This window comes from Butyrivibrio sp. XB500-5 (assembly GCF_003625505.1).
Taxonomy (GTDB): Bacteria; Bacillota; Clostridia; order Lachnospirales; family Lachnospiraceae; genus Butyrivibrio.
Window position 1 is genome coordinate 22,024 of the sequence record NZ_RAIS01000002.1, and the last position, 13,972, is coordinate 35,995.

The following is a 13,972-nucleotide window of genomic DNA, read 5'->3' on the forward strand; positions in this document are numbered from 1 at the left end:
TTTACCTTGATACCACCACCATCTTCAAACTTGATGAGATACATGCCCCGCGCACAGCTTTTTATCATCACTTCCGGATAAATCTATTCGATTCAACTATATAGGCTGTATCCCCTGCCTTGAACATTTATATATCCGTCCTATCCTTTAATGCCGTCCCCTTCTTATCCTTCCAGTTCGCGGGACCGCTTACCGAATATCCAACGAGGAAGTCCGCAGCAGCCGAGGGACTTGTAAACAGGATATCCTCGGTTGTCGTGTTATTATCCACCTTGTCGCTTGCTATCATAGCATCACGCCTGACCGCCGCATTCTTATTTAAGGATTTGGTATTTGTCTTCGGATTGATGGTCGCGCCCTTGAACACCACAAATCCGTCAGCCGTAGCTTCGCCCACAGCCTTTACTCCACCCATAGTCAAAGTGAAGCGTCGATCAGCGTCGCTCTTGCCATCAGCCGAAGCCGCATTCAGTGGCTCAAGTGCCTCACATCCGAGTGCACCGAGGACAATCTGCATATTGTCGATGAACTCGTCCATAGCAGCTTGGTCAGCTTCGGATATTATTGTGTTCGAATATGTCTGTTGAGTCAGAACACCATAGCGGTTTACCCGCTTGGCTATATCAAAGCATTTATTCTCGATGTATCTTACGAAGGTCTTGTTAAGAGAAGGTGCCGTAAAGCAGATAGCCGAATTCCAATAGTAATCTTCCTTATCCGCCTTATAGGCTTGGATATGCTGTATCAGACGGCTTTTTACATTATCCGCCTCACCTATATAGACAGACCTATCGCCGGTGTTGGGATCGAAGCAGATCAAGAAATAGACTCCCTGCTGCTGAAGCTCTGCTCGATCACAACTTGGAACCTCTATCCGGGGGATGCGGATAGCCTTTGCGTCCCAATTCTTAAGTTCCGCTATCACAAGACTATCTGCTTTGCCATTTACCAAAAACAGATTTACTGATTTTCCGTATGCCATAACTCTCTCCATGTATAATGGTTTTAATCCTGATCAGATCAACATATTTTATCTTCAAACTGTCTACATGCTGATTCCTTCAAATTGTCTGCTTTATCAAATTTACCCCATGCCTCTATTACCTTATCATACTCAAAATCTATCTCCGGTGGAATTATTATTTTTTCAACATCTTCTGGATATACCGCATCTACCACGGAGCCGCATGCCAAACTGTAAACCTCAGCTTGTACTACCGGGTGAAGCATAGCTAAATACAAATACCCTGGATTCACTTCTTCGTTCGCTACTATCCTGCCTATGTGTCCACTTGCAAACCAATCTGATCGCTTCTTTGCTATAAAGGTAGGAGTTCCAAGTCTTCCTTCAACTCTTCCATCTGCCGGATATGCAATCCAGTTTTCCGATAAACGAAATTCAGAGTATTTATCATGTGATGTCTTCGGAAGGTATTTCATATTGACAACTTCATGCTGTAACAATTGTCTACCAGAGACAAGTGGATCCCCATTGCTTTTATCAACATAATTCGTTTTATACCTTCCACTCGGTTTCAGAACCTTTGCCTTTTCTGACATTTTTACTCCGCCAGCCTTCCTAAGTTTTTCAGAAGCCTTTGCAGTATATGGATCATAATAAGCCGCATCTATTCTTCCAGCTTTCATCAGGTTCTTAACACTAACATCCCATCCATTTCGAAGCGGTTTCGCATCTAAAGATACACCGATCTTTTCGTTGAACTCTGCTGACATTTTCGCTATGATATTTCTTGCCTCAGAAGAAAGTTTATAGTATTCTTTGATTTTCTCAGATATTTCATGATAATCCTTTTGAGAAAGCTCAGGAACTTGTATTTTTTCAATATCTTTCCTGCTTAAATGATCAATTACAGAACCTGTTTTGCTGGAATGTAATAAAGCCTGACCTACCCATGTATTGAAAAATGCGTAAATATAACATCTTAATGTTTCATCATTTACTGTAATACGGATTAAATCACTCCCAAATCTGAAATTCTCCAAATAATCATCAGATATTACTAATGGTCCCAAGTTTCTTCCTGAACATGTTTGAAGAATCGTACCTGCCATAACTTTGAGTTCATCGATTCCCTCTTGGTGTGAGGACAAATATGATCTTGCTATCGGCATATATTCCAGTATATCGTATGGCTGTAAATAGGGTAATGATTCTTCTCCCTCACCTGCATAAACTATAGTATTTCTATTCGGTTGCCAGATATTTATTCTTTCAGTATCTGACATAGAGATAAAGTTCATACCGCGAGCAGCAAGATTTCCTATTATACGAGAGGCCGCATTTCCCTCTGACAAATAATAAGGTGAATCTAACCTTCGCACCTCATTTATATCATGAAATAAGACGGTTGAAATTTTCATAAATGCTCCTCCTGCCATTTTTTGTACGCTTTGGGAACATCTACAGTATCATCATCGATCACTCTTTCCTTGGAATCAGAAGAGAATATAACGGTTTGTCCGGTAACTGGATCAATTGATTCTTCTTGGTTGCTACTTTCGGAAACAATTTCATTTCCTTCAGCATCTCTTTTATATATAGCTACGCCACGTTTGTCGTGTCCGATTTTTTCTGCGACTGCCATAAAAACAGGATAGTCTATCTTGTTCTCGTATGATAGCGCGACTTCTTCCTCTGAAAACCTTCGCATCAAAACCATAGATGTTTGTGTATCATTACCGGGTTGGAACAAATCCCTTTGCATATCAACAACCGCCAATAATCTGACATTATGAAGAATCCAGTATCTGACATATTCGAGCGAAGGATTATTTAGAATACCATTAGGTATTACCATTGCCATCCTTCCTGTTCCGGGCTTAAGCAATTTTATACACCTTTCAATAAATAGTATCTCGGGAGGCTGACTTGATTGAAGAACCGGCTCGCCAACTTTATCTTTACGTATTACAAAAGCCCCATCATCTTGTTTATCCCACGTGCATGCCAAATCATATTGAGATAATATGTTAACATCATCTATCAGAATATTGGCTCCAAAAGGTGGATTTGTAAACACGAGATCAAAACTTCCCAATTGAACATTCTTATTGGTCTCTGTACTCCAAGTATGTGGATTTGCAAGACTATTTTCTCTAAACAAACCTCCAGACCCATCGTTATTCATAACCATGTTCATTTTTGCTGCACGAACTAACGCAGGATTTAGATCTAATCCATATACACATGTCGATAAATATTCTGTTCGTTTCCTATACAATTCCTCTATCTCATATGGTGTCGGGGCAGATTTATTAGCCCAAAGTTCTGATTCATTCTTCTGAAGCACCTTTAGGGCATGGTTCATGGCCGTGATCAAAAATCCACCCGTTCCACACGCTGGATCAATTACTTTTTCTCCGGGTTGCGGACGCAACATCTCAACTGCCATGCGGCAGGCATTTCTGGGTGTAAAGAATTCTCCTCTATCCCCTCTAAGATTAGACCCGACTATTTCTTCATATGCGATTCCCTTAACATCTACCGGTGATGCCAACAAAGAATAACCCTGTAATTGTGATACTACATATGCTAATACCTCGGGAGATAATTCTATTGTTCGGGTCTCGTCAGAGTTGAAAATCATAGGATATTTCTTCACGACCTTGTTCTCAAACAATCCATCTATCCTCTTTTTGGTTGACAATGCCGAAGATGAATTCTTTAATTCCTCAGGTGTTACATAAAAAGTCAATTTGTTTGATCTTTCGTCTTCAATTTTAGCAAATATAATTTTAAGCAGTTCCCAGAATGCATCAGTTTTATGCATCCCAGCATTTCCTGCTATATAGTTATGACATCTGCGAAATGCAAACATCAAGTTATCGGCTGTTGCTATTTGTAGGTTTTTTCTTTCGGGTCTATATAGATCATCTTCATCTTGGTCATAAGCTGGTATTTCTGGTATTTCCTCGAAATAGAAGCTACCATCTTTCTCCCTTTTGGCAAAGCAATATCTATCATCCCCATTCGTCCAGAACCCAAATTTTGCATTAAGGCACGCTGCCATGTATGATTTGAGCTGTTCAATTCCGTCTTTTTTTCCATGAGGATTCGTATTCGCTTTTTTAGTTTCAACAATTAGATAAGCATTTTCCTGTTTATGAGGCTTGTCGTGTTCAAAGACAACAATGTCAACCCTTTTATTTGCTGACCCAACCTTAATTGAAAATTCGGGGAACATATCTTCGACAAGATACTTATACTGTCTGACAAGGGCTTTTTCTATATTTTGCCTGACATACTCCTCGGGAGTATCATTAAAAAATTGCTTAGTCAGAAAATCTATTATCTTACCTTCCGGTACCGATAAGATGCTTGCTGTTTCGGTTGATATGCTCTTTTTAGCCATGTTATTTCTCCTCGTATTTTATGGTTTTTATTGATACATGATCAATTACTGGCAGAAAGTTCCTTTAAGTTTTTTCTGATATTTCCAAGAATAACTGGATTATCATAAACCACCTCCGCAATATCTGCGGGGAGTTCCTTTCTTCCTTTTGCGGCTATGTCAAAGAATCTTTCTTGGGTTTTCTTATCCGTTTGTAATATTTCCATAGCTTTGTACTGTAACGGATAAGGGGGAGGACTGACACGGCCACTAATTATGTCATAGAAGTACGGTTTTTTTATTCCCCAAAGCGTATAAAACTCTGTCTGGGTCATGCCGGCCTGTTTTATAAGCTGTTTTAAGTATTTGCCAAATTCACTTTCCCTCTGCATTTCAAGCTCCTTTGTATGTTAGTTTACATACTAACATACTTAATTCTTTTTTTCAACCAATAGAACACTGTAGCCGAATTCTGCAAAAAAAGGACATTTTCTGCTCTGATGATTGAATATGAATATACTTACCATCATGATAGATACATGTGTGTAATATGATCACCAGGAGGGAAGTATCATGATAGCATTTGACTTAAAACCAAGAGAAGTTATTGTTAGAGAGCTTGCTACCGAGGCGGCCAGCACCCGAAAGGGTATAAAAGCAGTATCAGACTTTACAAATGTTTTCTTGGACGCCATCGAAAAGAAGCAAGCCGGAGTATATACCGCAAGCGATAAAAAACAGTTGGCCGATGTATATGAAAAAGCTGTCGATAATGCAGATGACCGTGAGAGATTTGCTAATTACTTCGGGTATATATGCAAAACATATGACTTTATGTGATTTGTCACCCTGGCACTAACGACAACAGGCGGGTACCGCTTCAATCTGCGATACCCGCCCATATGATTCATAATATCTACAAAGACTGTTCTTTTTTCTTTTTCTCTGGTAGTTGCTGTTCCTGACGGGCTTGCCGTTCTGCAGCCCACCGTTGTTGGTTCTGAAGATCAGCTTCGCGTTTCTTTTGAGGTAGCTTTGCCCTAAGAGAAGTACGCGTTTCTTCAACACGCTGGGCTACTTTCGCCTGGGCACCACGCGCCCACTCGAACGCACCCAGCATCTTTTGTACCACCTTTTTCAGCAATGGTATCATGATTTTGGGGGAAGGAACCTCAACAAATGTTTTACCAGCTTTGTTTGTGATAGGATTATTCAGGCTATCTGCAAACTGGGAGAGTGGCTGTATATGTTCCGGCGTTGCCCCGAGATCTGCCAGAGAATTCTTTATCTCCTGTACCGCCGGACGCTCTTTAATTGTCTCGGATTCCGCCCATGCGTTGAACTCTTTAAGTACCTCTTTCTCCGCATCTGCCTCGCGTTGGTATAGAAGATTGATAAAATCTCCTGTTTCCTTTTGTACCTTAAAAGCTTCAGCTTCGGCTTTTGCAATATCTTCCTCGGCTTGCTTCCTTGTGGCATTCGCTTGATGAGCTGCCTCGATGGCCTGCCCCAAAGCTTCCTCTGCTTTCATTTCCGCAATGGTACGGTTTCCCCCTATCGTGGTTCCATTAAGCATCGGATATAAGTCCTTTTCGGAATGCTCATCCAGGTATTCTTGAAGTACACGATGAAACATATTCAGCTCGGTTTTGTTCATGAGCTGCTTGGCACATATCTTCTTCCTTGGCGGTTTGTCTGGGTGCTTTTCGTTCCACTTTGTATCCTCAATAATCGGGAGAAATAAAAAGTGCATATGCGGAGTGGTCTCATCCATATGTACATATGCGGATATAACATTTTCCTCGCCGTACCGATTTTTTAAGAATTCATAGCATAATCGAAAAAACTCCTTAGTCTGCTCGTCATCATAAAAGACCTCTTTCAGTACTGGCACAATCTCCGTAGTAACGGTTCCGTCCTTATGATGTACTTCTTTTTCCTCGGTTATCATATTCCCATCTTCATCAAAAGTCGGGGCATGTGTCGGAAGTGTTACGCACCAACTTCCATACACATTTACATCTGGTCGGTTCTGACATTTCACATTTGGATCATTGAACCGTGCATCGAAGATCTCCGTTTGGGAACGGCTGTCGGTACAAAGGTTATAATTCAAGTGTGATCGTGACGAATCAATTCTCTCATTCCCGAAGGTCACATATTTCCCGTTTTCATCCTTTTTTCTTTCGCAGTGAGCAAACAATCCAAAGTCTCCTCGCTTGAAATTCGCATAATTTGCCATAGTCTTTTTCCCTCTCCATAGCCAAAACTCTTTTGGTATAGGCAAGCTATACCAAAATGAGATTTTGGTAGCTTGCTCAGGGCTGTGCCCCGAGACCCCCAGGCAGCCAAGCATAGAGCGCTTGACTGCCTTTCAGCCCCGCAAAACGATAATTATCGTTATATGCCGGTACTCCCCGTACCACAGATAACTCAATTACCGTTTTCGCCCGTTCCGTCCGTCGGTTCCTTATGTTCCTCATCGGTTGCCACCTTTTTCGTACCATTACGGTCCCTACGCGCGGGGCTGTCCTTGCTCGACACAGGCGTGGTAGCATAAGAGCTTGCCACCATGCCAAAGTGCGCGTCGAGCCTCTCAAGGTCAACCGTCTCACCATAGTGCTTATGCACTATATCCGCGATTTTACGGTTGTCCTTTTCTACTGCCTTTTCGTACTTCTCCTTCATTCTTTCATAATCCCTTTTTAATTCTTCCGTGCTTTTTTCTGCTCTCGGCATTTGTTTATCCTCCTTTCGCCGTGTGCATTGTTAAAAAGAAAAAGAGGAAAGTCCACTTGGTCTTTCCTCAAAACAAAATATGATATAACCGCACCATCGGAACATCTGTACCGTTTAGGGTGCTTATGATTATCATGATATTTTGTTTTCAAGGAACAATTACCGCTTTATAGTATGCGATTCACTTATAACTGATATACTACTTCTCGGAGAACAATTTCCTCCGCCCGACTTCGGATATTGTTCATCCGTCTTACCCATCCCATCTGATCACTCACCTTCAGTTGTTCCGTTACACCTTCGCTCTTTGCCAACTGATCTGTGAGCCTGTCCATCATATCCAAAGCTCTTTCCTGTACCTCATAACAGTGCGCCATCAACTCACCATTTAAGAGAAGCCCGGTATAAACACCGGATCTGTGATTCTTAAGGAATGCTTTATGGAGCGATCCGTACTTGCTTAGGTGTACCTGCGGTTCCTGATTAGCTATCAGGTTCGGGATATAATAATCCCCGGCTTTTATGTACTCAAGTTCCATCATGCCGCCTCCAATCTCTTCGCGCTAGTGAGAGTGCATTTACCCTTTTTGTTCTTGCCAATAGTTATTTCCCACAGGCTTCCATCCTCAACACGCTCAAAATCTACGGAACCGTCTTGAGGACAATAGATCTCCTTTCCATCTACCCTGTGCCTAAAACAGAACCCCTGCCATCCGATCTCTTCGTCCAGATCAGTGAAGTAACATACCAGTCCATATATCCGACCGTTCTGATACCATGACCTGCAATCTAACCGGCAGCGATATACTCCGACCTCATCAAATGTTTCATAATCGTCCAGATTGTGAGCTGCCAGTTCTTCCTGTGTTGTTAATACTCCATACATATTCATTTTTATCCTCCTTCTTTATTTCGTGTCTATTTGCCCCATATTCCCTTTTCCTTGCCTCGGTAATATATTTCCACCTCCTTTCCCGGCAATGGCTTCTCAGGTCATTCTGGGGCTATTTACGCGGTCTTGGAAAACCGCGCTACTACCTCCTCAAAATAACTGCTCCGGCGATGCAGTTTATAGTCATCATGATTTATGATATCCAGTACTGCATCAAGGACACTTGCGAAGTCCATCTGAACATGGTAATTGTCCTCTTCGTGGTACTTATGGAGCAGTTTATAATATGTTTGCTTCCGGTTCATGGCGATTGGAACTATCGCCCAGAAATGACCGGTACATCGTGACTGTATCTCATACATAGAACTACTTTCCCGTATCGTAATAAAATACGGCAGTGTCATGATCTCTTTATCTTGAAGGGTAAACATATCCCCGCCTCCTTCCCTCAACTCTTATTACCGCCATACCGGCTTGCCCACTTAAAACCCAGTTGCTGCATACACCATCTGACCATATAGCCTTCACAGAACTCCATGAAGAACTCTGGCTCATAGACCGATAACCATCTGAGGTAATTCTCAAACTCCTCCCTGGTCAGTTCCAAGGGTTCCCCCCTCTGCAAACGATCTATCTCCTTATCCCAGTCATAGCTCCACCAATCCCTCATCCATCTATCACTCATATATTTACCCTTTCCAATAAACAATCAGACATATAGATATATGACAGTAAATACTATATATACATATATCTATGAGTTAATATTTCAACGATGATGAGAATAACTTCTACGGTTCCCATTCCCGATTCATCGTTCCAAAATCCTTTCACGGCGTTTTTGATTCCTCTTCCGAGATTTCTTGTTTTTTCAGCTAATTTATTCATTCTTTTTCCTTCTTTCTTTTTAATAGTCTTTAAAATGACAGATATGCAGGGATCATAATAATGACCATTACGATTACAAGCATCATGATCATAGGCAAAAGAAGTCGTGTTCCGGCTTCTTCTCCAAGTTTTCTGACTCTGTCCATTCTCTCCTCAAAAGCCTTTTTTGATTCCTCTTGAAGAATTTTCAGCATCTCACTGTTTCCCTTCCTAAGATTCTGGGATAAAAGCGCGCTTAATCTTGTATATTCCCTGTTCTGGCAGCGAAGCCCAAAGTTCTCATACGCGATTGCCTCCGGTACCCCCGCTCCCATTTCTCTTACTGTTCGCAATATTTCTTCATATACGTATCTGGAAGGCGCTCCCCTCTCTCGCTTTTTCGCATAATTAATCCCAAGTCTTTCGAAAATATTCCTCATTGTCATGCCTGCACCAAGATACAGTGCCAATCTTGAAACCAGCTGCGGATAATCACTAAGCATTTGCATCGACCGGTTTTCGATCCCTCTTTTCAGCTCCTTGTCTCTAAGTACATACGACGCAGCGCCGCCGATAAGCGTAATGATGAGTATCATCAAACTGTTGTCTTCTACATGTTCACTCCAGCTCACATGCTTTCCCTGAATGTCTTTTGGAAGTTCAAAACTTCCCTCATTTATTGTCTGTTCATCATTTTGCTTAATCAGCTTTCGTAAACTTTCATATACCTGCTCGCTCGCAGACAGCTGTCTTGGTACAAGATTTGCATGCAACACCTGCGAATAATCGTAATCGCCATACTTATATTTCGCAGTGAGCGATACGATTTCCCCTTCCTTTGAGATCAGATCCTTTTCCAATCTTCCGTCGTAGTGGACCAGTTCGTAATTGTCCACGCTCCACGAAATACTAAACGGATAGCCATCAAGTTTTTCCGGAAGCTTAAGATCGGATTCCACCCTATCAAGCGATTCATTATCCAAAAGGATCACTCGTTCCATTTCCTTAGAAGCACTTTCAAATAGTGCATCTGTTTCCTCTTTTGTATAAACCCTCTCTTTTACAGAAACGTCATATCTTCCGAGCTCTTTTCCTGATTCATCGCTTGCGATCAAGTGCGCAGTATATTCGCCGTCACCGTCTTCGTTTCTCCGGAGTTCTTTTCCTTCTATAAGCTTCTCCGAAGAGCCTTGGCTTACATACATAAGAATCGACAAAAAGCTTCCGGCAAGCGCCATTAGGATCACTATGCTTATCTTTCTTATGTAGTATTCCGTTTCAACCCTTTCTATATCTCTCTTATCGTTAAGCGTCTTTAGGTATCCGCGTACCTTTTCTCCGGCAAAAGACATCCTGTTTTTAAAGAGTTTGTTGAAAATAAAAAGAGAAATCTTCAAGACTTCACGGGTTATCCCCGTCTCTTCCATCCCCGAAGGCAACTCATACTCTTTTGACAAAAACCAAAGTATGAATATTCCTAGGGGAATAGCCAAATATAAAACAATCATTTTTAAAATAATCCTTTGATCAAATTGTGATGTTTACGATTTTTTCAGATAAAAGATATGCCGCAAAATATACGAACATACAGATTGTCATCAAAATAACTCCGGGAAAATTATGATACAGCGGAGCAAAGAAACCGGGGCTCGTTATACTTATGTAAAAGATAATAAAGAAAGGCACAAAGTTCATGATCCGTGCCTCCAGTTTCTTGGCACTTATAAGAACTTCTATTTCTTTTTCCACGTCCATTTTTCTTGAAATAACAGATATTGTTCGTTCAATCGTCTCCGTCATATTACCTCCGCTTCTTTTGGCGATGGCAAAAACTCCCGCAAACTCCTCAATATCCGCATTCCCGCTTTCTTTTCCAAAATTTAAAAGAAGCTTCTCAAGAGGTACGTTGTTCCTTAAACCCTTGTACACTTTATCCATGTACCGGCTTATATAACTCTTTTTCCCATATAGAAGATTTATGTCCCTACCGGCTTCTCTGAATGCATTTTCTACGGAGTACCCGGCCTTAAGGCTGGTCAAGACAGAACTTATAGCATCTCTAAATTGAATTCCCACAATTCTGCTGATACGAATTTTCTCTGTCTTTTTCCTGTAAATAAACCATGGGATAACCAGCGGTAAAAGTATTATGATCGCTATGACTGAATCATAAAAAAGTTTTCCGAAAAGAGCCGCGATACCGATTCCCTGCAATAAAACAGGAAGATCGCTAAGGCATGGACGGTAGTTTATAACCTGATGAAAATAGTTTTTCAGTATTTTTAATTTCACCTACTTTCCTCCATTCTCCTTTTATCATTCCCTCTTCATTTTCACCCGTCTCTTCAAACCTAAAGAGTGGATTTGTAAGAATCTTTCCCGAAATCGGATCAAGTTCTTTTTTGATCTCGCAGATTTCAAGAAGTTTTCTGGACCTGTCGCGAAGTCTTCCCAGGTGGACAATTATATCTATTCCCGAAGCAATCTGACCTCGTATCGCGGGAAGCGGTATATCCATTCCCATAAGTACCATGGTCTCGATTCTCGCAAGCATGTCCTCCGCGCTGTTTGAATGACCGGTCGACATCGCGATATGTCCCGTATTCATGGCCTGTAGCATGTCCACACACTCGCTTCCCCTGACTTCTCCAACGATAATTCTATCGGGACGCATTCGGAGAGACGACTTTATGAGATCCCTTATCGTTATCTCTTTGCAGCCTTCAACATTAGCGTTTCTGGCTTCAAGCCTTACTAGGTTCGGAACCTCTCTGATCTGAAGTTCCGCGTTATCTTCGATGGTAAGAACTCGACTGTCCTTGGGGATATAATTTGAAAGTGCATTTAAAAATGTCGTCTTTCCCGAACCGGTTCCTCCCGAGATAAAAATGTTGTATCCGGCTTTTACAAGAACCGCCAGATAATATCTCAGATAGTCAGTAAGCGCTCCGAACCCAATGAGTCTTTCCATTGTCATAGGATTTTCCGGAAATCTTCTTATTGTTATCACAGGACCGTTTAATGCTATCGGAGGAAGAACGATATTCACTCGGGATCCGTTCTCAAGTCTTGCATCCACTATAGGTGAAGCCTCATTGACAACCCTATTACAGGAAGCAACTATTTGCTGAACAACATCCTCAAGTTTTTCTTTTGACTCAAAGATAGTTTCATGTCTTGATAGTTTGCCGTCTCTTTCTATAAAGATGCTGTCTGCTCCGTTTATCATTATTTCTGTAACTGACGGATCATCGACAAGCTGCTGCAAGATATCAAGCTTTCTTATTGAGTGAAAGATACCCGTTCGAAGACGCTTTCTATCTTCAACGGAAACAGCCAGATTTCTAAGCTCTTTCGCCATGAGATCATCGATAATGGAAAGCATCTCTTCATCTGAGATGTCTTTTGAAAAGTCCATCTCACGTATGATCTTTCCCTTTATCTCACTCCTTAATACGTCAAATCTTTTCTCCACTTCTAGATTTCCTCCGCGTACAGAAGTTTCCTTGCGCACTCCGAAAGCTCCTTATCTCCTGCTCCGTCCGGTATAGAAACTTTTATTCCGGACGCACAGATATCCTCATATCCGTTTTGGCTCAGTACTTCTTCGTAGCGCCTCAGCTTATATATTTCTGCTTTGGTTTTTCCCGTTATTGTGAAAACCTTATTGCAGAATCTCAAAATATCAAACAATCCGCTCGGAAGATCGCTTAGGTCAAGCACGACATTCTCATATCCACACTCTTCAAAGATAAGCTTTATAAGACTTCTCAATCTTTCATTGTCTATCTCCTTGATCTGCATCGCGGTTGCCGCAGGCGGGATATAATCAAATCCTCCTATGCTCTGCTTGATTTTTTCAAGATAGATACAGAATCTGCTTTTTTCGCATTCCGAATAATACAAAAGATCCGTTATATCGCCTTCCGTATGACTACCTAAGATCATCGGAAGAGGTGAAAAATTATCAAAATTTAAAAGTAGTGTTTTTCCGTGCTTAGACAGTTCTTCGCACATTTTTAGGGCTAAAGCGGTCTGTCCGCATCTGCCTATCGGAGAATAGAGTCCGATCACCGTTCCTTTCCCGTCACCGCGTCTTATGCCGACACTCTCAAAATCATCGGGACTCTTGACACAAAGATCCAGAATATGACAGACGATCTCACTTGCCGGACTGAACTTACTTATATGTTCTGCATTTACTTCCCCAAGCAAGTTTTCCTCCGGTAAACCTTCATCCTCTCTGATAACCGATAGTTCTTCATCAAGGATCAGGATATTTTTTATGCCGGATTCGCTTACTCTTGTTTTAAGTTCTTGTACCGCACTCTGTGCAATAACAAGTAATGAAATAAGTTTTTTTCCGGCGAACTCCTCCAAACTTTTTACCTGCGTAAATGCATGTATATCGAATGAAAGATTTAGATTTTTTCTTAAATATTCATCCAACCTCCCGCAATACCTGCTTTCTGTATCACAGATGGCCAGTACCGGTCTGCTCATAGCGCACCTCCTACCGAAAAGAGAACGCCCACAAGTGCAGGTATCGCGAAATGGATTCTAGCTTCTTTGTTTCTTTTTATGATGAGAACAGCAAGCGAGATAACGCCTGCAACGACAAATGCCGTAATAATACTTGAAACCGTGTCCGATACGGACAGAAAAGATGCCGCTGACATGAATAATTTCACATCTCCTGCAGCAATTCCTTTAAAGAAGTAAACAGGAATCAGTAATAAGAATGCTATGCCAACCGCAGTCAGCGAAGCGATTAACGAGCTTTTGCCGCAGATCGCGGAACAAGTGATACCCGTCAGAAGTCCGGGGATTACCCAGAAATTGTAGATCTTATCCTTGTACAGATCGGTAAAAGCCGCACCGGATAAGAGTAAGAATAATAGAACTTGTATAAGATCGACTCCTCTCTCGTAATGTTTATTGCGAGCTCACGATTTAGAAATCTATCACTTGGTTTTTTCTTTGTAAACCCCCGAAAAGTTTTTTGACAGGTTGCACAATTAATAATTTAAAAGAGCTTTTTCCGAGAGTCCTTTTTTCTAAAAACCCCAACAAAAATGCGGGGAAGGAAACAATGACAAACTCTAAGTTCCCGCCCCGCATG

Annotated in this window: 17 protein-coding genes; 1 reads left to right on the forward strand and 16 read right to left on the reverse strand. The window is 41.5% G+C overall.

Features of this window, described 5'->3' with window-relative positions:
* Window positions 1-127: 127 nt before the first annotated feature.
* The 4 genes from D6856_RS04860 to D6856_RS04875 are packed head-to-tail and all read right to left on the reverse strand — an operon-like array spanning window position 128 to window position 4,744.
* Window positions 128-982, reverse strand: a complete 855-nt coding sequence (locus D6856_RS04860) for a GIY-YIG nuclease family protein (RefSeq protein ID WP_158588832.1) — start codon at window positions 980-982, stop codon at window positions 128-130.
* 38 nt (window positions 983-1,020) lie between these two features.
* Entirely contained in the window at window positions 1,021-2,382 is a 1,362-nt protein-coding gene (locus D6856_RS04865) for a hypothetical protein (RefSeq protein ID WP_120686002.1), read from the reverse strand.
* Window positions 2,379-4,373, reverse strand: a complete 1,995-nt coding sequence (locus D6856_RS04870; RefSeq protein ID WP_120686003.1) for an N-6 DNA methylase — start codon at window positions 4,371-4,373, stop codon at window positions 2,379-2,381. Before D6856_RS04870 ends, D6856_RS04865 begins: the two co-directional genes overlap by 4 nt.
* Before the next feature lie 41 nt (window positions 4,374-4,414).
* A complete protein-coding gene (locus D6856_RS04875; RefSeq protein ID WP_120686004.1) occupies window positions 4,415-4,744 on the reverse strand; it encodes a helix-turn-helix domain-containing protein in 330 nt (109 codons plus the stop codon).
* Between the two features lie 181 nt (window positions 4,745-4,925).
* On the opposite strand from D6856_RS04875, the gene D6856_RS04880 reads away from it, so the two are divergent.
* A complete protein-coding gene (locus D6856_RS04880) occupies window positions 4,926-5,192 on the forward strand; it encodes a hypothetical protein (RefSeq protein WP_120686005.1) in 267 nt (88 codons plus the stop codon).
* Window positions 5,193-5,268: 76 nt separating this feature from the next.
* On the opposite strand, the gene D6856_RS04885 is transcribed toward D6856_RS04880, so the two are convergent.
* The 12 genes from D6856_RS04885 to D6856_RS04935 all read right to left on the reverse strand — a co-directional run bounded on the left by D6856_RS04885 (window position 5,269) and on the right by D6856_RS04935 (window position 13,760).
* Window positions 5,269-6,594 (reverse strand): plasmid recombination protein, encoded by a 1,326-nt coding sequence (locus D6856_RS04885; RefSeq protein ID WP_158588833.1) that lies wholly within the window; start codon window positions 6,592-6,594, stop codon window positions 5,269-5,271.
* Window positions 6,595-6,785: 191 nt separating this feature from the next.
* A complete protein-coding gene (locus tag D6856_RS04890) occupies window positions 6,786-7,091 on the reverse strand; it encodes a hypothetical protein (protein WP_120686007.1) in 306 nt (101 codons plus the stop codon).
* A 185-nt stretch (window positions 7,092-7,276) separates the two neighbouring features.
* Entirely contained in the window at window positions 7,277-7,633 is a 357-nt protein-coding gene (locus D6856_RS04895; protein ID WP_120686008.1) for a TnpV protein, read from the reverse strand.
* Window positions 7,630-7,983, reverse strand: a complete 354-nt coding sequence (locus D6856_RS04900) for a hypothetical protein (RefSeq protein ID WP_120686009.1) — start codon at window positions 7,981-7,983, stop codon at window positions 7,630-7,632. The genes D6856_RS04895 and D6856_RS04900 overlap by 4 nt, the downstream gene beginning before the upstream one ends.
* Window positions 7,984-8,099: 116 nt before the next feature.
* Complete coding sequence (locus D6856_RS04905) at window positions 8,100-8,414, reverse strand: hypothetical protein (protein ID WP_120686010.1); 315 nt, start codon at window positions 8,412-8,414, stop codon at window positions 8,100-8,102.
* Between the two features lie 17 nt (window positions 8,415-8,431).
* Window positions 8,432-8,590, reverse strand: coding sequence for a hypothetical protein (locus D6856_RS15145; protein WP_158588834.1), 159 nt, complete (start codon window positions 8,588-8,590; stop codon window positions 8,432-8,434).
* 131 nt (window positions 8,591-8,721) lie between these two features.
* The gene (locus tag D6856_RS15150) at window positions 8,722-8,871 is read right to left on the reverse strand and encodes a hypothetical protein (RefSeq protein ID WP_158588835.1); all 150 of its coding nucleotides are present in this window, start codon (window positions 8,869-8,871) and stop codon (window positions 8,722-8,724) included.
* Between the two features lie 29 nt (window positions 8,872-8,900).
* Window positions 8,901-10,277 carry a type II secretion system F family protein gene (locus D6856_RS04915; protein ID WP_207667266.1) on the reverse strand — a complete coding sequence of 459 codons (1,377 nt, stop codon included), beginning with the start codon at window positions 10,275-10,277 and terminating at the stop codon, window positions 8,901-8,903.
* A 100-nt stretch (window positions 10,278-10,377) separates the two neighbouring features.
* Window positions 10,378-11,142, reverse strand: coding sequence for a type II secretion system F family protein (locus D6856_RS04920; RefSeq protein ID WP_092244955.1), 765 nt, complete (start codon window positions 11,140-11,142; stop codon window positions 10,378-10,380).
* On the reverse strand, window positions 11,081-12,325 hold the full coding sequence (locus D6856_RS04925; RefSeq protein ID WP_243114034.1) for an ATPase, T2SS/T4P/T4SS family: 1,245 nt from the start codon (window positions 12,323-12,325) through the stop codon (window positions 11,081-11,083). The genes D6856_RS04920 and D6856_RS04925 overlap by 62 nt, the downstream gene beginning before the upstream one ends.
* Before the next feature lie 2 nt (window positions 12,326-12,327).
* Window positions 12,328-13,353 carry a hypothetical protein gene (locus D6856_RS04930; RefSeq protein ID WP_120686013.1) on the reverse strand — a complete coding sequence of 342 codons (1,026 nt, stop codon included), beginning with the start codon at window positions 13,351-13,353 and terminating at the stop codon, window positions 12,328-12,330.
* Window positions 13,350-13,760, reverse strand: a complete 411-nt coding sequence (locus tag D6856_RS04935) for a prepilin peptidase (protein ID WP_120686014.1) — start codon at window positions 13,758-13,760, stop codon at window positions 13,350-13,352. The genes D6856_RS04930 and D6856_RS04935 overlap by 4 nt, the downstream gene beginning before the upstream one ends.
* Window positions 13,761-13,972: the final 212 nt, after the last annotated feature.

Coding starts and splice junctions, on each gene's coding strand:
- D6856_RS04860 (WP_158588832.1), bottom strand. CDS start 982: ATGGCATACGGAAAATCAGTAAATCTGTTTTTGGTAAATGGCAAAGCA.
- D6856_RS04865 (WP_120686002.1), bottom strand. CDS start 2,382: ATGAAAATTTCAACCGTCTTATTTCATGATATAAATGAGGTGCGAAGG.
- D6856_RS04870 (WP_120686003.1), bottom strand. CDS start 4,373: ATGGCTAAAAAGAGCATATCAACCGAAACAGCAAGCATCTTATCGGTA.
- D6856_RS04875 (WP_120686004.1), bottom strand. CDS start 4,744: ATGCAGAGGGAAAGTGAATTTGGCAAATACTTAAAACAGCTTATAAAA.
- D6856_RS04880 (WP_120686005.1), top strand. CDS start 4,926: ATGATAGCATTTGACTTAAAACCAAGAGAAGTTATTGTTAGAGAGCTT.
- D6856_RS04885 (WP_158588833.1), bottom strand. CDS start 6,594: ATGGCAAATTATGCGAATTTCAAGCGAGGAGACTTTGGATTGTTTGCT.
- D6856_RS04890 (WP_120686007.1), bottom strand. CDS start 7,091: ATGCCGAGAGCAGAAAAAAGCACGGAAGAATTAAAAAGGGATTATGAA.
- D6856_RS04895 (WP_120686008.1), bottom strand. CDS start 7,633: ATGATGGAACTTGAGTACATAAAAGCCGGGGATTATTATATCCCGAAC.
- D6856_RS04900 (WP_120686009.1), bottom strand. CDS start 7,983: ATGAATATGTATGGAGTATTAACAACACAGGAAGAACTGGCAGCTCAC.
- D6856_RS04905 (WP_120686010.1), bottom strand. CDS start 8,414: ATGTTTACCCTTCAAGATAAAGAGATCATGACACTGCCGTATTTTATT.
- D6856_RS15150 (WP_158588835.1), bottom strand. CDS start 8,871: ATGAATAAATTAGCTGAAAAAACAAGAAATCTCGGAAGAGGAATCAAA.
- D6856_RS04915 (WP_207667266.1), bottom strand. CDS start 10,277: ATGGAAGAGACGGGGATAACCCGTGAAGTCTTGAAGATTTCTCTTTTT.
- D6856_RS04930 (WP_120686013.1), bottom strand. CDS start 13,353: ATGAGCAGACCGGTACTGGCCATCTGTGATACAGAAAGCAGGTATTGC.